Below are 16969 nucleotides of genomic sequence, written 5' to 3'. Positions count from 1 at the left end.
TGTGCAGCTAGCAATGCGTTGACACAAGTCAATTGTCACGCGCCGTTCGCGCCGATCATTCAATCATGCCGCCAAGCATACGTGGCTATCGGGGCGACCCGATTACGAAGAGTTGTAAGCCCGAGGGCCGCGCACAACCGACGAATGAAACTGAAGTTCCGCAAAGAAGCCGTGGAATCAACAGCGTCGCCGGACATTGCCGGCAACGATGTACCGCCGATCTTCCTGTAGTCGCGAAAGAGGCCGGCCTCACCAGAGAAATCGCGGCATGTCTGGGAGAACAGAGATGGGTGTCGGTATGCAAATCGTGTATCTCGGCTTTGCCGGGACGTCGCAGATCGAGGGCGAGGCGGCTACCCAACTGGTGCGCCTCGAACGGTTCAGCAGGTCTATCGCGGGTTGTCACCTGGCGATCGAGGCTATTCGTGAACCGTCGGGAGTTGCCGGAGCCAGCGCGCCCACTGCCGAGATTCGCCATCCGGTTTTCGACGCACGGCTTGACCTGATCATGCGTAACGGAGAACTCGTCCCGATCGAGCATTGCCTGAATGTCGATCCGAACATAGCGGTCCGGACCGCATTCGATGTCGCTGAGCGGAAACTCGACCGACGCCCGGGTTAATCACGGCGTCAGGAAAGCTTGTGTCCGTTGCGGCGCTATGCCTGTCTTTCCTGTCGCCTCAATGAGGAGGGGAGTCATGTACGCAAATATTCTGGTGGCAGTGGACGGCAGTGAAGCGTCGAAGTATGCGGTGAACGAAGCCATCCGGATCGCCAGGCTGTCGGGCGGCAAGCTGACGGCGGTCCATGTGCTGGACCAGTCCGCGGCGTTCACGTTCGCGGGTGCCTGCGATCCGCATCTGCTGACCGACACGGCGCGGCAGGTCGGACGCGGGTTCCTCGACAAGGCTTGCGCAAAGATGCAGGAGTTCGCCGTGACGGGTGATGCCGAGATCATCGAGACGCAAGGTATCGGCGAGGACGTTGCCACTTGCCTCGCTCGCTGCGCCGCTCAGTTCCGTGCGGACCTCGTCGTGATGGGCACGCATGGGCGGCGCGGCATGCGCCGCATGGTGATCGGCAGTGTCGCGGAGCGGTTCGTGCGGCAGTCGACGTGTCCCGTGTTGCTGATCAGGGAGACCTGGACCGGTGCCTGAATGTCGTTCTGGCAGGCGTGGTGGCCGTTCACTTTCAACATGTGCCGCGGAGCGCCGCACGCTTGATACACATCAATCGGTCTCTGGGAGCGTCGCGTAGATTGAATGAACTTCAACGCAAGGAGAACACCATGTCGGCTAAGCGAGTCGCCTTTGTCACCGGCGGAATGGGCGGGCTCGGCGCCGCCATCAGTCGGCGCTTGCATGATGCCGGCATGGTCGTTGCCATGTCGCATTCCGAGCGCAACGATCACGTTGCCACCTGGCTCATGCGTGAACGCGACGCCGGACGCCGCTTTCAGGCATACGAGGCGGACGTGACCGACTTCGACTCATGCGCACATTGCGCCGAACGCGTGCTCAACGAGTTTGGCACGATCGATGTTCTTATCAACAATGCAGGCATCACGCGCGATTCGACCTTCGCCAAGATGAACAAGGAAGATTGGGATGCGGTGCTGCGCACCGATCTCGACTCACTGTTCAATATGACCAAGCCATTGCTAAAGGGAATGGTCGAGCAACGGTTCGGACGTGTCGTCAATATCGGTTCGGTGAACGGCGCTCGCGGCGCATTCGGTCAGACCAATTATGCGGCGGCCAAGGCAGGCATTCACGGCTTCACGATGTCGCTTGCGCTTGAGGTCGCGAAACATGGCGTGACGGTCAATACGGTGTCGCCCGGCTATCTGGCGACTGCGATGACCGCCGCGATTCCAACGGACGTCATGGACACAAAAATATTGCCGCAAATTCCAGTTGGCCGACTCGGTCAGCCCGATGAGATCGCCGCGCTCGTCGCGTTTCTCTGTTCGGACGACGCGGGTTTCGTCACGGGCGCAGATTTCGCGATCAATGGCGGCATGCATATGCGATGACTTTGGAAGGCTGCACGATGGTGCGCTTGGAAGACACGCATCGGCGGATACGGCGTTCACAGTGCCAAAGTCTGTCATTCAGCACGCTCGTTTCGATTAACGGAGGCAGTACATGAAAGCGCTTGTGTATCACGGTCCCGGCAAGAAATCACTCGACGAACGGCCCGTTCCGCAGATCGTTGCGCCTACCGATGCCATCATCAAGATGACACGCACGACGATTTGCGGCACCGATCTGCACATTCTGAAAGGCGATGTGCCGACCTGCGAGCCGGGGCGCGTACTCGGCCATGAGGGAGTCGGAGTCGTGCAGCAGGTCGGCTCGGCGGTCTCGTCGTTCAAGCCGGGCGATCGGGTGTTGATCTCGTGCATTTCGTCGTGCGGCAAATGCGATTATTGCCGGCGGGGCATGTATTCACACTGCACTACCGGCGGCTGGATTCTCGGTAACAGGATCGATGGCACGCAGGCCGAATATGTGCGTATTCCGCACGCCGACACCAGCCTGTACCCGATTCCCGCCGGTGCCGACGAAGAGGCACTGGTGATGCTGTCGGACATCCTTCCAACCGGTTTCGAGTGTGGTGTTCTGAATGGCAAAGTGCAGCCCGGCAGCACGGTGGCGATCGTCGGGGCGGGACCGATCGGTCTTGCGGCGTTGCTGACCGCCCAGTTCTATTCGCCCGCACAGATTGTGATGATCGATCGCGATCCGAACCGTCTTGAAGTCGCGCGCCGCTTCGGCGCGACTGCATGTATCGACATTGGCCACGCCGATCCGGTTTCCGAGGTAATGAAGCTGACGGAGCAGACGGGGGTCGATTGTGCGATCGAGGCGGTCGGCATACCCACAACGTTCGAGCTGTGCGAGGCGATAGTCGCACCCGGTGGCGTGATCGCGAATGTCGGCGTGCACGGTGTCAAGGCCGATCTGCACCTCGAAACGCTGTGGGATCGCAACATCGCAATTACGACGCGCCTCGTCGATACCGTCAGCACGCCGATGCTGCTAAAGACCGTTCGGGCCGGCCGCATCGATCCGGCGAAACTCATTACACACCGCTTCCAGCTCGAGGATGTCACCAGTGCGTACGACACGTTCAGCCGCGCGGCCGAGACGCATGCGCTGAAGGTCATCATTGAGGTCGCCTAGGCCGCGTCGCCTAGGCACCGCGTCGCGCAGGCGGCTGCACGCAGAGGTGCTCCGTATTTTTACAAGCCGTTGCAACCTATCAAGGAGCAGGCAATGAAGTCGGACACGGAATTGAAACGGCAGGTCGAAGACGAACTCGTCTGGGATCCGGCAGTTGATATAACGGATATCGGCGTTGAAGTGCGTGACCGTGTGGTGACGCTGTCCGGGCACCCAACCAGCTACGCTGAGAAACTCGCGGCGGAAAAGGCTGCACAACGGGTGGCCGGCGTGAAAGCGGTCGTGGTAGAGATGGACATCCGCTTGCAGCATGCGGACGTACGGACCGATGAGGACATCGCCAATGCCGTTCGTACCATTTTGCGCTGGACCGTCGGTCTGTATGAAGACGTTGTCAAGGTTCAGGTGGAGAAGGGCTGGGTGACTTTGAGCGGCGAGGTGGATTGTGCCTATCACAGCCATGTCGCCACGCGGACCGTTTCGTACATGCGCGGTGTGACGGGCGTGTCGAACATGATGCGTATCGGCGGTGACGCCGCCGCGCAGGATATCGGCAAGCAGATTAGCGAGGCGCTCCAGCGTCATGCCGAACGCGAGGCAAAACACATCGCTATCAAGGTACATGAAGGCACGGTAACGCTGACGGGTAAGGTCGATTCCCTCGCCGAGCGGTCGGCCGTGCGCGGGGCGGCATGGTCGGCGCCGGGCGTGCATGCGGTCGTCGACGATCTGACGGTTGGCTAACTTGCCGCGAGGGGCCAGGCGCGCCTCGTTAGGGCGGCTTGGGCTTCGCGCGGCCGAGCAAACAGGAGTGACTCATGGCACTTTCGGGTAACGTCTGCGACAGCGATTGGTCGGTGTCGGCGGTCGCGCATCGGGCAGAAGGCGGCTTCGACTGCGTGATCCAGCTTAGCCACAATACGCCTGAGGGCGTTTTCAAACACGAGTTCACACACAGCAGTATTTTCCCGTCCGAGTGTGACGCGGTGCTCGCCGGGTTGCGCGAAGGCATGGTCTGGGTGCAGCTCAAGATGTCGAAGACGCTATCGGTTTAGCCGCGAGAATGATCCAAGTCAAATGGCAGGACCGCTTCCGCGCATAACCTGAATACACACGAAGCCAGATCGCCTGTCGAATGTCACGGCGCCTCGCGCCTACGATATGGCAAGCGACTGCACTACCTGCCAGCGCAGTGTAGCGACGATCTGGCCTCGCCGGGAAATCAGGAATGAGACCGTTCAGGAGACTAGCCATGCGTGCATCCGATGTAATGACCAGCAACGTGATATCCGTCATGCCTGACATGACCGTGCGCGAAGTTGCCAGAATTTTTGTCGATAAACGAATCAGCGGCGCGCCCGTTATAGATGCGGAAGGGCACGTCGCAGGCATGATCAGCGAAGGCGATCTGCTGCGCCGGGTAGAACTCGGCACCGACGCACATCAGCGTTCGTCGTGGCTTGAGCTTTTTTCGTCGACTGATGACGCCAGGGACTACATCAAGACGCATGCGCCGAAAGTTAGAGACGTGATGACTGTCGAAGTCGTTTCTGTGAGCGAAGACACGCCTCTGGGCGAAGTGGCCGGCATTCTGGAAAAACGGCATATCAAGCGGGTTCCCGTGACCAGGGCGGGTCAGCTTGTCGGTATCGTGAGTCGTGCCAATCTGGTTCAGGCATTGGCCAGTATTCCCGAAGAGCCGATGGCGGACGAGGTCCTCTCGGATGCGGATATCCGTGCGACGCTGATGGGCGAGCTGGCCGGCCACAAATGGGCCTTCGCCGGACGCAACATTGTCGTGAACGACGGCGTTGTGCACCTGTGGGGCATCTTTCACTCGATGGAGGCAGTCGAGGCCGTTCGCGTTGCGGCAGAGAGCATTCCCGGCGTGAAGCGGGTGGAAGACCATACGGAGCCTTATCCGGTGATGCCGGGAATATAAAAGGTCTGGCACGAAGGGTCTCGATCCGGCAGCCTGGTGATCGAGGCGTGCGATTCTCAGGGCATAAGATCCTGTATTGCAGGATCACGTTGGCCGTGTCGAGACGTCGAGGGGGCTTCCTTCAACGTCTATGAGGACCAGGTCATGTATCAGAAGATTGTCGTGGCTCTGGATGGCAGCGACTCATCCAGATGGGCGCTGTACGAAGCGCTCGAATTTGCTCAGCTCACGCAAGCGCGGCTTCACGCGGTTTATGTCGTCCATCCGTGGTGCATGTCGCCGTACGCGGGCTATTTCGATCCGGACGAGCTTCGTAAAGTGCTACGTGAAGACGGCCGCATTGCCCTCGAGGAGGCGCGCCGCGCTATGGCTGAGCGTGGCGTGCCCGGTGACACCGAGATTGAGGAGACCAAGGATGCAGCGGACGATATCCCTCACTGCCTCGCGCGTTGCGTGCAACGCCAGGGTGCCGGCCTGATGGTGATGGGCACGCAAGGCCGGCATGGGATAGCGCGATCGTTGCTGGGCAGCGTTGCGGAAGCGTTCTTGCGGCGCGCAGAAGTTCCGGTGCTTCTGGTCAGGCGCCCACAGGATCTGGACGAGATACCTTCCGGCCTGTGAGCCGCCGTCACCGCACCGTCACTGCCCTTGGTGTTCGGTTGCCGACGCGCGCGCGATGGTGACATTCTCAGAATCTAGGCGGCGCGCAGCGGTTCCACTGGCGCTGGACTGTGTTCGGTCTTCGCAGAGGAAAACGCGCCGTCTAGCGTAGAGATCACTGGCAAAGTAGCCTGCAAGGCTTGAGCAATGGAGACCGAAAGTCGATCGGATTCAAGCCGCCGAGGCGACTTGGCGGATACGTGACGATCCGGGATGCAGACGATCTGCGGTTGCAGGTTGCGCCGTTGGATCGATAGGTCACATCTTCACGAGAGGCGCTATTGGTGCTCTTGAGCTAGAGGGTCATCCGCGCTAACTACCAACCGGTGCAATTAACACCGGGCGCGGTTGACCTTGGTCAATTCCGGCGGCGAACCTGCGCATAGACTGGTTTCCACGATATACGCAGGTGGGCGGCCCTTTAGTCGGTCATAGGGTCCGCTGACTAGCGATAAATGACCGGGACCATTTTGCGGCACCGCAGTCGGTTTTTGCTAGCTTTGCCAGCAATGTAGGAACACCTCCATTGCGCAGTCGCTCGGCCTTGCCGGGCAGGTGAGCGTAGGGCCGCATACGAACCGAGGTATGACATGATGCACATCACTTTTCCTCAGGAGCGCCCGCAGTATGGCGGGCCGGATCCCGTTCTGGTGTTCCCTGCCATGATCAATGGTGAACGGATCCGGTGCGCGATCACGGCTGAAGCGCTGGAAGATCATTTCAGCGCTGCATCGCTGCGCGAAGACGACCTGATCGGTGCGTTCGAGACCCATCGGGGTGCGATCGAACACGCCGCGCAGCGGATGCTGGGTGAACTCGGCGGCAAGCCGGTCCTGTTGCATAGCGGCTATTTCCGTTTCTGCGAGTGATCTGCGCGCCGTATCTTTTCCCACCGGGAGTTCCGTCATGCCTCGCGATAAACTGTTGGTTCCGCTGCTTGAGATCGCACAAGGGACGGCACTGAGCGAAGACGATCTGGCACGTATGGTAGGCGATGAAATCAGTCGTCTGTCGGCCGGTGCGCGTGTTCGCGACTATATTCAGGTGATTGCGATCAAGTGCGTAACCGACAAAGTGAGTCAGACCGCCTCCCACAACCGTGCCAACGCCAACCATCACGCAAGGGAGGGGTGAGATGCGCGCAATGGTATTCGATGACACCGGAGGGCCACTGCGCGACATGCTGCTTCCTGATCCTGTGCCGGCTGCGGGCCAGTTGCTGATCGATGTCCACGCATGCGGTATTTGCCGTACCGACCTGCATTTGATTGACCACGAACTGCCCCATCCAAAGCGGCCGGTGATCCCGGGGCATGAAATCGTCGGCACTGTTGCGGCAGTGGGGCCGGGAGTAAGCGGCTTCAGTGTGGGGGAACGGGTCGGCGTGCCATGGGTAGGCCATACCTGCGGCCACTGCCGTTACTGTCTCTCCGGTCGCGAGAATCTGTGCGATGAACCGGGATTTACCGGGTATACGATCGATGGCGGTTACGCCGAGCTCACGCTTGCAGACAGCCGTTACTGCTTTCATCTGCCTGACCGATATTCGGACGTGGAAGCGGCGCCGCTGCTGTGCGCGGGACTCATCGGCTATCGGACTCTGGCCATGGCAGGCGACGCGCAACGGATCGGCATCTACGGCTTTGGTGCAGCCGCGCATATCGTCGCCCAGGTCGCGCTTCATCAGGGGCGCACAGTTTATGCCTTCACGCGTGACGGCGACGTGGCGGCTCAACAGCTCGCGCTGCGGCTCGGCGCGACGTGGGCCGGCAGCAGCAACGAAGCGGCGCCGGACGAACTCGACGCCGCGCTGCTATTCGCTCCAGTCGGCGCGCTCGTGCCGATCGCCCTGAAGGCAGTGGCGAAAGGCGGCATTGTGGTGTGCGGCGGAATTCACATGAGCGACATCCCGTCTTTTCCCTATGACTTTCTATGGGGCGAGCGTCGCGTGGTGTCGGTGGCGAATCTCACGCGGGAAGACGGGCTTGTGTTTATGCGGCTGGCCGCCGAGATTCCGCTCGACATAGAAACGACGCGTTATCCGCTGGGTGAGGCCAACCAGGCGCTCGCCGATCTGCGCGAGGGGAAGCTGACGGGGGCTGCGGTGCTGGCAATCCGCTAACGGGATCGCCAGGCACGAATTTATGCAAGCGCTTGCCTGTCGATCACGCGGCGCTCTGGTAACCAACCGCGTCCCAGCCGCTCGTCTGCCAATGGGTCGTATCGCTGCGAACAGCGTGCTCTACCGGAGTCTCCGGGTGCAGGCGGATCAACAACGGTTTCCAGTACGTCGCGCGCTGAAACGCGCCAAGCGGCACGTCCGTATCGAAAGCAACCGTCAAAGCGGCTTCGTCGGCTTGACGCGTTATGAGCCGTACTCGATAGAAGCGGTACCGGATCTGTTTCATGGTTTGTTCCGCCCCCTGCGCGGCATCGCAACGGGCGATGACGCACCGCTGGCGGACATGAAGCTCGATGTGACGGAAAACGACACGGCGTACATGGTCAAAGCAGAACTGCCGGGCGTCGATAAAAAGGACATCGACGTGAAGATCGACGGCAACACTGTATCGATTAGCGCGAAGGTGGAGCGCGACAAGGAATTGAAGGAAGGCGAGCGGGTCCTGCGACGCGAGCGGTATTCGGGCGCAATCAGCCGGTCGTTCTCGCTGGCGAGCGATGTTGATGAAGCGACGGCGGCGGCGCAGTATCAGGACGGCGTGCTGTCGCTGACCTTGCCGAAGAAGGCGGCTTCGTCACAGAAGCGGCTGGAGATCAGCTAGCTCGATATCAGCTGGCTATACGGGGCCGGGTGCGCGTAGGGCGACGCACCCTGGCTTATTGAAGGCCATTCCGCGGACCTTGGGTTGCTTATTCCAAAGGCTGCCGGGCAGCCTCTCGATCTCAAGCGTGCTGCCCGCCCGGCAATCCGACGTTCTGCGCGATCGCGCCGGGGCATGGCGTCTATGCGCGCAAAATGAGCCACGTCCGCTTCTTTGCAGTTCGCGAGTTGATGTGCATCAGTCACTTCGTGGGCGGAAAATCAGCCAGGCGGCCACGCTAGTCAACAGCAGCGCGATAAGAGCGACAATCCAGAATCCATGGCTGTCGTATTTCAACGGCAAGCCACCTATGTTCATACCCAGCAAACCGGAGATCAGGTTGACCGGCAGCGCGATAACCGTAACGGCGGTGAGAATCAGCACGCTGCGGTTCGTGTGCTCAGCGACCCGGTCGGCGATTTCCTCTTCGAGCAACTTAATGCGCTCCTGAAGTCCGGCCATATCAAGCACCGTCAGGGAAAATGCTTCGGCGGACTGTCTGAGCGATTGGGCGCCTTCCGCTTTGCGCGTGCTCGGGAAGATGATTGCGCACGGGCACGGGCAAATCGGCATTGAAAAAGTAGGGCATCGGTGTTCGGGGTGGGAAGGCAGGCTGGCTATGATCGGGATTGACTATGGCCAGACTAGGCTCGCGCAGAGGTTAGTGATTGACATGGGTCAAGAGCCAGGACCTTCTGCGGACTATCGTGCGTGAAACGATTCCTGAAACCAGATCTGGTGAAAGTGTATGAAGCATTACGATGTGTTCAATGGCGACGCCGATGGAATTTGCGCTCTGCACCAACTGCGCCTCGCGAAGCCATTGCAATCCTTGCTGATAACGGGTGTCAAGCGCGACGTGGCGCTGCTCAGTCGCGTTCCTGTCAGGCGGGACAGTTCGGTGACGGTACTGGACATTTCTCTGGATACCAATCGGGCCGCGTTGCTTGCTTTGCTTGAGCGCGGAGTCAAGATTGAATACTTCGATCATCACTTTGCCGGCGCGATTCCCGAACATTCTGACCTGCGCACGTACATCGAGACGGCGCCCGACATCTGCACAAGCATGCTCGTGGACCGTTATCTGGAAGGACAACACCGTCTCTGGGCTATCGTTGGCGCCTACGGCGACAATCTCGCGCATGCGGCGCAAACGCTTGCCGGGAGCCGCGGGCTCCAACCTGGCCAGATCGAGCAATTGCGTGAACTGGGAGAGTCGCTTAACTACAACGCCTATGGAGACAGTGAGGCGGACCTCCGCATTCATCCGGCGAGACTTTACGAAACGCTACGCGCTTATGCCGACCCATTCCAGTTCGCGGCGAACGAGCCGATTGCGCAAGCGCTGTGCGCTGCACGGTGGCACGACATGGAACTGGCGCTGGGATTGCTTCCCAGTGCAGTCTTCCCGGGTGGGTCAATTTACGTGTTGCCCAAGGAGGGATGGGCTCGAAGGGTGCGGGGCACTTTCGGCAATTTTCTGGCGAGAATGTCACCTGATCGTGCCCATGCCGTCCTCACCGTGGATGTTGATGGCGACTATACGGTGAGCGTGCGTGCGCCGCTCGCCAATCCCTGCGGCGCGGATGAGTTATGCAGACGGTTCGCAAGCGGCAGCGGCCGGGTCGGCGCGGCCGGCATCGGCCGGCTTCCGCATGATCGCCTGAGCGACTTCATGCGCGCATTCGATAAAGCGTTTGGCGTCAGCGTTGCCGTGACCGGCGACACGCCGCCTTGAGCGCGCGTCGAGCTCCATTCCGCATACCGAACGTGCAATTTTGCCGGCCTATCCGGATTGGTATAAAGTCAATCCTTGACCGCCACACGATGGATTCGCATTGCCGTATCCGTTCCTCATGGGTGTGCCGCCTGTATGAAATACAAAGACTATTACGAGACCTTGGGTCTCGAGCGCAGCGCGTCTCAGGAGGACGTCAAACGTTCGTATCGGAAGCTCGCACGCAAGTACCACCCGGACCTCAGCAAGCACACCGACGCCGAAGATCGCTTCAAGGAACTCGGCGAAGCCTATGAGGTGCTGAAGGATCCGGAGAAGCGCGCAGCCTACGACCGCATGGGCAGCGAATGGCGCAACGGCCAGGACTTCCAGCCGCCGCCGAACTGGGACGAGGGCTTCGAATTCCGCGGCGCGGGCAGCGAGACCGGCGAGCAAGCCGATCTCCACGATCTCTTCGAGAAGATGTTCGGCGGCGCGCGTGGCGCGCATCCGCGACAGCAGCCTTTCAATTCGCGCGGCGAAGACCATCACGCGAAGGTACTGATCGATCTCGAAGACGCCTATCGCGGCGCCCAGCGCTCGATTTCGCTGCAAATGCCGGTGATCGATGAGCAAGGCCATGTTTCGCTAGAAGCACGTACGCTTAATGTATCCATTCCCAAGGGGATTCGCGCGGGCCAGCATCTGCGGCTGAGCGGGCAGGGAGCCGCAGGCGCCACTCCCGGAACTGCCGGGGACCTCTACCTGGAAATCGCTTTTCGGGAACACCCGCGCTTTCGCGTGGACGGGCGCGACGTCTCGCTCGAGTTGCCGGTGGCACCGTGGGAAGCCGGCCTCGGCGCGCAGGTTACCGTGCCGACGCCTGACGGTTCGGTCGAGATGACGGTGCCGGCGGATTCTGCCGGCGGCAGGCGCTTGCGGCTCAAAGGCAAGGGCATTCCAGGCGACCCGCCAGGTGATCTGTATGTGATTCTGAACATCGTGCTGCCGCCGGCGAATAGCGACACGGCGAAGGCTGCCTACGATGCGATGCGGCGGGCGTTCAACTTCAATCCTCGCGCGAACTTCTATCGGTGATCATCGTGAAAGAGACGAGTACGACGACCTATTTGCAAGGGGAGCTTGTCGATGAGAACGTCGAGTTCACTCTGGTTGAATTGAGCCGGGTGAGCGGAGCGTCGGCGGAGGAATTGACGCTCTGGGTGTCTGAAGGCGTGTTTGAGCCAAGGGGCGAGCAGCCGCACGAGTGGCGCTTCAGCGGCGCAGCGCTGCGCCGCGTGCGGACAGCGCAGCGGCTGGCGCACGACTTTCAGATCAACCCTCCCGGAGTCGCGCTAGTCCTCGATCTGCTCGACGAGATCGACGCACTGCGCTCGCCTGTGAAGCGCCCCCGTGGAAGCTAGGCGGGCGTGCGCCTGATGCACTGCTGCACCGCCCCGTCAGGCGATCTACTGTGATTCCGTTAGCGCTGGATTGCATGCAGCCTCCGCGGAGAAGGGCGAGGGCTCCTCTGCGGCAGAAGGCAGCGGGAGATTGGCCTGCAAGACCGCAGTAGTGGATAGCCGCTCACGCTCGAGAGACGTCTTCGCCTTGTGGCGCGAATGACAAAAAGACCTGAAGCTCTGCGGGGCGAGTGGCCACACGTCCGGCTACCGCGGTCATTCCATCGACGGCGGATCCATCGGTCCAGCAAACAGTGCTCGGTCGAAGAACGGGTCGTCCAGCTCCAATATTTCATCGTCACCCAGAAGGACCACGACTAACTGCCGTGAACCGTTCCCGGGCACGTCTGCGATCTCTCCGATTGTTTGCTTCGGCGACCGGTCGTCTGTAAATCGCACCCAGTAGTATCCCGGTGCTACGGGTCGTGTGTCTGTCCATTCCATAGCTGGTACCTCCAGAAATTCCGTGTAGTTGAGCGCTACCGCACCGTCGATTTTATCGCCGCGGCGTCGGCCGCAGTTGCACGGCACTGTCAGTCGGAAATCGTTGCGGTCGACGGGCGCTGACCTCATGGACACCATGTCCGCACCGCCGTTGATCTCCATCAAGGCAGTGGCGTTCGCGCGCTTTGATGTCGAAAGGCGGATGACTGGCATTAAGGTATCGGCACAGCTTCCTGCTCATCCCGCTGGTATGAAGCAGCAAATCGGTTCGTCGATGCCTTTCATATTCTGCTGCGGAGTTTGATATGCAGTCTCCGGGAGTGTTTTCACGCTGAAGTGCCGAACCATCAGCCAGATCGTGGCTCACGATGGCTCTCGGAAAAGCTCACCATTAGGAGGAGGTACGTTGATTTCGAATACGCAACCAACCTGCGAATGAGTCTTCTGTTCGTCGTATCGTGGATGTCCGCTGTCGCAGTGACTGCGCTTCCCTGTGCCGCTCCTGCTTGGGCTGCACGAACGTTCAAGATCTGCAACTGGCTTTTTTATTTGCTGGCGGGAGTTGCCGTTGGAACGTTGGCAGTTCTAGCTTACGTTGAATTTTTCAATTCGTTTCACTGGTATACCGATGCACCAGACGAGACGGATTCGACCTGGCTGCACGGTCTATTGACCGTTGGGCGGTTCCTCATACCGGCGGGCGCGGTCGCCGGTATGCTGTTCTGGTGGGTCGCGGGCCAGCATTACCGCTCGACTGATACGCGGTAGTTGTCGAGCGGCAAGTCATCGCGAACGCTCATAGGCCTGTCCCCAATGCCTATCGAGAGCCCGCAGCCGACGTTCACATTCCCGTCGCGACGGTCTGTTCATGGGTCGCGCACTGCCTCATGCAAACCGCATCGGCGACTCGATCTCCCTCGGTCTCGATTGACAACACGCTTCCTGCCGGTCGTGAACGCGCGCATCACGACAGCCGCAGTCGCCTCACGTCTTGCTGCGGAGGCGCGCCGAACAGACGGCTGTACTCGCGACTGAACTGCGAGGCGCTCTCGTAGCCGACCTGGATCGCGGCACTACCCGCGTCGATGCCAAGGTTGAGCATCAACTGCCGCGCTTCCTGCAGGCGCAACTGCTTCTGGTATTGCAGAGGACTTGTTCCGGTGATGTTGCGGAAATGCTGACGGAACGTCGAAGGACTCATGTGCGCGTGCGCGGCCAGGTCATCCACCTGGAGTCCCTTCGAGAAATTCTGCTTGAGCCATGTCACGGCCCTGGCGATTTGTTGGCTCGGCGATCCGTTGGCCGCAAGGTGCTGTAACTGCGGACTGTGCGGGCCAGCGAGAAGCCGCACGATGATTTCCTGCTGAAAGAGCGGCGCCAATTGCGGAGCCAGTGCCGGTTGGTCCAGCAATTCGATCAGCCGGATCAGGACGCCGATCAAGGCATCGTCAAGGGTTTCGATCGTGATGGGCGTGAAGGCAGGCGTTCGAGGCGGAGCTGGCAACTGCATTTCCGCAGCTGTCTTCACGATGTCACCGCTGTCTAGTGTCAGCATCAGGCCCAGCATCGGTTCTTCAATACTCGCGCGCGTGACGTGCGAGATCACAGGCAGGTCGATGCTTGCCAGCATCGATTGGCCGGGCCCGTAGTTCACCACTTCTTTTCCTACCAACGCCTGCTTCTGGCCCTGGGCAACGACGCCCAGTCCGAGGCTAAAGATGCAGTGCAACGGCTCGGTTGGCCCCTTCCGGCGGTGAAGGGAAAGGGCTGGTATGGCTGTGGCGTAGTCGCCGTCAGACTGGGCAAAGCGGGCGATGGCTCGCGCGAGGCCGTGCGTGCATGTGGTAGTCGTACTCATTGGCTCGGAAACCCGGTATTTCATGCGCAATCTCTAATGCCAGGACGGCGAAAACACTTTACACCGGCTGAAGACCATTCGCGTGGCTTTGAGCGCGCCTCGTCAATTTAGGCAAGAAGTTCGTCGCTTTCGGCAACCGCCCCGGTGCCAATCGCGCGACACTAAAGCCAGTTGATTCATATCCGATGCTCGAATTTTGGGGCATCAAAAACACAAAGGACCCGCTGATGAATAGCAAGAAAGTGTGGCTGATTACCGGCGCCGGCCGCGGCATGGGCGTGGATATCGCCAAGGCAGCCTTGGCGGCTGGCCACGATGTTGTGGCGACCGGCCGCGATCCTGAAAAGGTCAGGAACGCCATCGGCGATCACGATAGTCTTCTGGTCGTTCAGTTGGACGTGACCAGCCCCGCGGATGCCGAGGCCGCCGTCGAAACTACCGTGCAGAGGTTTGGTCGCGTTGACGTGCTGGTCAACAACGCGGGGAACTTCTATGCGGGCTTCTTCGAGGAGCTTAGCCCCACCCAGGTGCGTAGCCAGCTCGAAACGCTTCTGTTCGGCCCGATGAATGTTGCCCGGGCAGTATTGCCGGTGATGCGCAAGCAGCGCTCTGGCCTGTTAGTCACAATCTCATCGACGGCAGGCATTACTGCTGGTGTTTTTTGCAGTGCCTATGCCGCTGCAAAGTTTGGCGTCGAAGGATGGATGGAGTCGCTTGCCCAGGAAATTGCTCCCTTTGGCATTCGCACCATGCTGGTAGAACCAGGTTTTTTTCGAACAGATCTTCTCAGCGCAGACTCAACGACCTACGCCGAACTCTCCATTGATGACTATGCGTCCCGCACTCAGGAGACCGTGACTGCGTGGAAAGGCATGAACGGCAAGCAGGGTGGCGATCCGGCCAAACTTGCCGCCGCGCTAGTGGAATTGACGGCACAGGAAGAGCCGCCCGCTCGCTTCGCCGCCGGCGTGGATGCAGTTGAAGCTTTTGAATCCAAGGCGAACACCTTGCTCGCTCAGTCGAATGCCCACCGCGAACTGTCTTCATCCCTTTCATACGCCCCAGAATAAAGACGGGCGCCGCCGGACAAGGGTTCGACACCCTGGCCTTTGATGCATCCGGCCAGGGGGCCGGCCGCGATTATCTTCCGCTCAGGCTGGAACCGCACCGATTTGCTGCAAGAGGGCCATTAGGTCAGGTTGCCCGCGCTCTTCGACAATTTTTCCGTTGGAAAAGCGGTAGAAGTTCACCGCCTGAACCTGGATCTTCTTTCCGCTTGCGGGCACGCCAAAGAAGGTGGCTTGGTGAGTACCGCGCATGATGAAACGTGCGGCAACCGTGTCGTTTTCCGCGACCATTTCTTCGAGCGTCCATTGAATGTCGGGGAAACCAGAGCGCATCATGCCGAGGATTTTCATGTACCCCTGCGGTCCAATGAAAGGATCCGGGCTGACGGGGGCGTGGAAGATTGCATTGGCATCAACAAGCTCTTCGGCAAGCACTTCGTTAGCTGTATTGATGAATTCAACAAAGCGGGACATAAACAGTTTGTTCGATTCGGCGGACATGATTTGAACCTTGTGAGTGAGCGTGGTCGCCCGCAACGGCGTCGTCTGCTTGCGCCGCCAAACGAGAGGCGGAGCAGGTTGCGGTAGGTCGCGTACGTGCCGGGTTCAGCCCGCTTACGACAACTGCAACAAGTCTAGACTGCAAATCCATTGAGATAAATGCGTGATATCTTTGGACATTCACAACAGGATGTTTCGAATGGATCGCCTCACGGGTATGAGCGTTTTCACGAAAGCAGTCGAGTTGGGTTCGTTCTCGGCGGCTGGGGATGCGCTTCAGATGTCGCCACAACTGGTCGGAAAACACGTCCAGGTACTTGAACAGAGTCTCGGCGTGCGTCTGCTGAACAGAACGACGCGTCGGCAAAGCCCGACAGATATCGGCCGGGCCTATTACGAACGCGCCAAGATCATCCTCGCGGAGGTCGAAGCGGCCGAAAGCCTGGTGGCCGAGACCCGTTCAGTGCCGACTGGCCGACTGAAGGTAAATGCTCCAGTTAGCTTCGGCATACACACCTTGGCGCCAAAGTTGCCGGAGTACCTTAAGGCGTTTCCGCAGGTCGCAGTTGACGTGACTCTGTCGAATCGAGCGGTCGATCTGATTGACGAGGGTTATGACGCCGTGTTCAGGATCGGCGAACTGGGTGATAGCGGCCTGATTGCTCAGCCACTGGCTCCATACCGGTTAGTGCTCTGCGCCGCGCCGTCGTATCTTGCGGCAAACCCGCGCATAACAGTTCCCGCTGATCTCGAGCACCATGAGTGTCTTGGCTTTGCGCATACGGAACTACGATCGGAGTGGACGTTTGATGGCCCTGACGGCCGCGTCGCTGTGCAGGTCTCGGGGCGGTTCATGGGAGACCATGGTGAGGTGCTGCTGGCGGCCGCCGTGGCGGGCGTCGGGGTCATGCTTCAACCCGTGGAACTGGTGAAGGGCGAACTCGATCGGGGCAGTCTGGTTGTGGTGCTTCCGGACTACCAGGCGCCTTCGCGGCCATTACATGTTCTATATGCGCGTGATCGCCGCGTGACGCCCAAGTTGAGGAGCTTTCTGGATTTTTCGCGGGAGCACTTCGGAGCTTAGCGAAGTGCAAGAGCGTGAGAATGAGTCGGCTAAGCAGAAACCTGGTCTCGGCAAAAGTCTGCAGCATAACAATTCAAGATTTGCCTCAGCGCCTGGTGGATCATCGTTGTATCCCTTTCGGATGCAACAGGATCGTCCTATCAGCGAAGCGGTGGAACATACCAAAATCGTAGTCACTATCTGCGGATGGCGAAATCGCGCTTCAGGTGCGCATTTCCGACAG

General features: G+C 59.8%; 23 protein-coding genes. 18 read left to right on the top strand and 5 right to left on the bottom strand.

Annotation, left to right across the window (positions count from 1 at the left end; all coding sequences use genetic code 11):
- The first annotated feature begins 286 nt into the window (after nucleotides 1–286).
- From KHO33_RS04885 to KHO33_RS04835, 11 genes are all read left to right on the top strand, one after another.
- Complete coding sequence (locus KHO33_RS04885) at nucleotides 287–622, top strand: hypothetical protein (RefSeq protein WP_054037449.1); 336 nt, start codon at nucleotides 287–289, stop codon at nucleotides 620–622.
- Nucleotides 623–698: 76 nt separating this feature from the next.
- Nucleotides 699–1157: a universal stress protein gene (locus KHO33_RS04880; RefSeq protein ID WP_054037447.1), complete on the top strand. Its 459-nt coding sequence runs from the start codon at nucleotides 699–701 to the stop codon at nucleotides 1155–1157.
- Between the two features lie 131 nt (nucleotides 1158–1288).
- A complete protein-coding gene (locus tag KHO33_RS04875) occupies nucleotides 1289–2035 on the top strand; it encodes a beta-ketoacyl-ACP reductase (RefSeq protein ID WP_054037607.1) in 747 nt (248 codons plus the stop codon).
- Nucleotides 2036–2147: 112 nt separating this feature from the next.
- Nucleotides 2148–3188 carry a zinc-dependent alcohol dehydrogenase family protein gene (locus KHO33_RS04870; protein WP_200564577.1) on the top strand — a complete coding sequence of 347 codons (1041 nt, stop codon included), beginning with the start codon at nucleotides 2148–2150 and terminating at the stop codon, nucleotides 3186–3188.
- Nucleotides 3189–3281: 93 nt separating this feature from the next.
- Nucleotides 3282–3932, top strand: coding sequence for a BON domain-containing protein (locus KHO33_RS04865; protein WP_200564578.1), 651 nt, complete (start codon nucleotides 3282–3284; stop codon nucleotides 3930–3932).
- 74 nt (nucleotides 3933–4006) lie between these two features.
- A complete protein-coding gene (locus tag KHO33_RS04860) occupies nucleotides 4007–4243 on the top strand; it encodes a hypothetical protein (RefSeq protein ID WP_054037443.1) in 237 nt (78 codons plus the stop codon).
- A gap of 197 nt (nucleotides 4244–4440) precedes the next feature.
- Nucleotides 4441–5130, top strand: a complete 690-nt coding sequence (locus tag KHO33_RS04855; RefSeq protein ID WP_054037441.1) for a CBS domain-containing protein — start codon at nucleotides 4441–4443, stop codon at nucleotides 5128–5130.
- 144 nt (nucleotides 5131–5274) lie between these two features.
- The gene (locus tag KHO33_RS04850) at nucleotides 5275–5751 is read left to right on the top strand and encodes a universal stress protein (RefSeq protein ID WP_054037440.1); all 477 of its coding nucleotides are present in this window, start codon (nucleotides 5275–5277) and stop codon (nucleotides 5749–5751) included.
- A gap of 632 nt (nucleotides 5752–6383) precedes the next feature.
- Nucleotides 6384–6659 (top strand): DUF1488 family protein, encoded by a 276-nt coding sequence (locus KHO33_RS04845; RefSeq protein WP_200564592.1) that lies wholly within the window; start codon nucleotides 6384–6386, stop codon nucleotides 6657–6659.
- Nucleotides 6660–6696: 37 nt separating this feature from the next.
- The gene (locus tag KHO33_RS04840) at nucleotides 6697–6924 is read left to right on the top strand and encodes a DUF3562 domain-containing protein (protein WP_054037437.1); all 228 of its coding nucleotides are present in this window, start codon (nucleotides 6697–6699) and stop codon (nucleotides 6922–6924) included.
- Between the two features lies 1 nt (nucleotide 6925).
- Nucleotides 6926–7912 (top strand): zinc-dependent alcohol dehydrogenase family protein, encoded by a 987-nt coding sequence (locus KHO33_RS04835; RefSeq protein ID WP_054037435.1) that lies wholly within the window; start codon nucleotides 6926–6928, stop codon nucleotides 7910–7912.
- A gap of 43 nt (nucleotides 7913–7955) precedes the next feature.
- Here KHO33_RS04835 and KHO33_RS42005 read toward each other — a convergent pair whose 3' ends face one another.
- A complete protein-coding gene (locus KHO33_RS42005; protein WP_234475184.1) occupies nucleotides 7956–8198 on the bottom strand; it encodes a hypothetical protein in 243 nt (80 codons plus the stop codon).
- On the opposite strand from KHO33_RS42005, the gene KHO33_RS04830 reads away from it, so the two are divergent.
- Complete coding sequence (locus KHO33_RS04830) at nucleotides 8148–8573, top strand: Hsp20/alpha crystallin family protein (RefSeq protein ID WP_054037605.1); 426 nt, start codon at nucleotides 8148–8150, stop codon at nucleotides 8571–8573. The genes KHO33_RS42005 and KHO33_RS04830 overlap by 51 nt on opposite strands.
- Before the next feature lie 237 nt (nucleotides 8574–8810).
- Here the strand turns inward: KHO33_RS04830 and KHO33_RS04825 are convergent, their stop codons facing one another.
- Nucleotides 8811–9185 (bottom strand): CorA family divalent cation transporter, encoded by a 375-nt coding sequence (locus KHO33_RS04825; protein ID WP_054037433.1) that lies wholly within the window; start codon nucleotides 9183–9185, stop codon nucleotides 8811–8813.
- A 175-nt stretch (nucleotides 9186–9360) separates the two neighbouring features.
- On the opposite strand from KHO33_RS04825, the gene KHO33_RS04820 reads away from it, so the two are divergent.
- From KHO33_RS04820 to KHO33_RS04810, 3 genes are all read left to right on the top strand, one after another.
- A complete protein-coding gene (locus KHO33_RS04820; RefSeq protein WP_054037431.1) occupies nucleotides 9361–10350 on the top strand; it encodes a hypothetical protein in 990 nt (329 codons plus the stop codon).
- A gap of 135 nt (nucleotides 10351–10485) precedes the next feature.
- Entirely contained in the window at nucleotides 10486–11427 is a 942-nt protein-coding gene (locus KHO33_RS04815) for a DnaJ C-terminal domain-containing protein (protein WP_200564579.1), read from the top strand.
- Entirely contained in the window at nucleotides 11424–11753 is a 330-nt protein-coding gene (locus KHO33_RS04810; protein ID WP_128576499.1) for a chaperone modulator CbpM, read from the top strand. Before KHO33_RS04815 ends, KHO33_RS04810 begins: the two co-directional genes overlap by 4 nt.
- 255 nt (nucleotides 11754–12008) lie before the next feature.
- Here KHO33_RS04810 and KHO33_RS04805 read toward each other — a convergent pair whose 3' ends face one another.
- On the bottom strand, nucleotides 12009–12449 hold the full coding sequence (locus KHO33_RS04805; RefSeq protein ID WP_128576498.1) for a hypothetical protein: 441 nt from the start codon (nucleotides 12447–12449) through the stop codon (nucleotides 12009–12011).
- A gap of 222 nt (nucleotides 12450–12671) precedes the next feature.
- Between KHO33_RS04805 and KHO33_RS04800 the strand changes: the two genes are divergently transcribed.
- Entirely contained in the window at nucleotides 12672–13004 is a 333-nt protein-coding gene (locus KHO33_RS04800; protein WP_054037427.1) for a hypothetical protein, read from the top strand.
- 196 nt (nucleotides 13005–13200) lie between these two features.
- On the opposite strand, the gene KHO33_RS04795 is transcribed toward KHO33_RS04800, so the two are convergent.
- Nucleotides 13201–14118: an AraC family transcriptional regulator gene (locus tag KHO33_RS04795; RefSeq protein ID WP_054037425.1), complete on the bottom strand. Its 918-nt coding sequence runs from the start codon at nucleotides 14116–14118 to the stop codon at nucleotides 13201–13203.
- 203 nt (nucleotides 14119–14321) lie between these two features.
- On the opposite strand from KHO33_RS04795, the gene KHO33_RS04790 reads away from it, so the two are divergent.
- Nucleotides 14322–15164: an SDR family oxidoreductase gene (locus tag KHO33_RS04790; protein ID WP_200564580.1), complete on the top strand. Its 843-nt coding sequence runs from the start codon at nucleotides 14322–14324 to the stop codon at nucleotides 15162–15164.
- A gap of 81 nt (nucleotides 15165–15245) precedes the next feature.
- On the opposite strand, the gene KHO33_RS04785 is transcribed toward KHO33_RS04790, so the two are convergent.
- Nucleotides 15246–15662, bottom strand: a complete 417-nt coding sequence (locus tag KHO33_RS04785) for an ester cyclase (RefSeq protein ID WP_054037602.1) — start codon at nucleotides 15660–15662, stop codon at nucleotides 15246–15248.
- 199 nt (nucleotides 15663–15861) lie between these two features.
- Here KHO33_RS04785 and KHO33_RS04780 point away from each other — a divergent pair, with 199 nt between their 5' ends.
- Entirely contained in the window at nucleotides 15862–16746 is an 885-nt protein-coding gene (locus tag KHO33_RS04780) for a LysR family transcriptional regulator (RefSeq protein ID WP_054037600.1), read from the top strand.
- The last annotated feature ends 223 nt before the right edge of the window (nucleotides 16747–16969 follow it).

Origin of the sequence: Paraburkholderia nemoris, from assembly GCF_905221015.1 — a bacterium.
GTDB lineage: Bacteria > Pseudomonadota > Gammaproteobacteria > Burkholderiales > Burkholderiaceae > Paraburkholderia > Paraburkholderia nemoris.
Note: the sequence above shows the minus strand (reverse complement) of the source record. Positions and strands in the feature narration are given on the sequence as shown.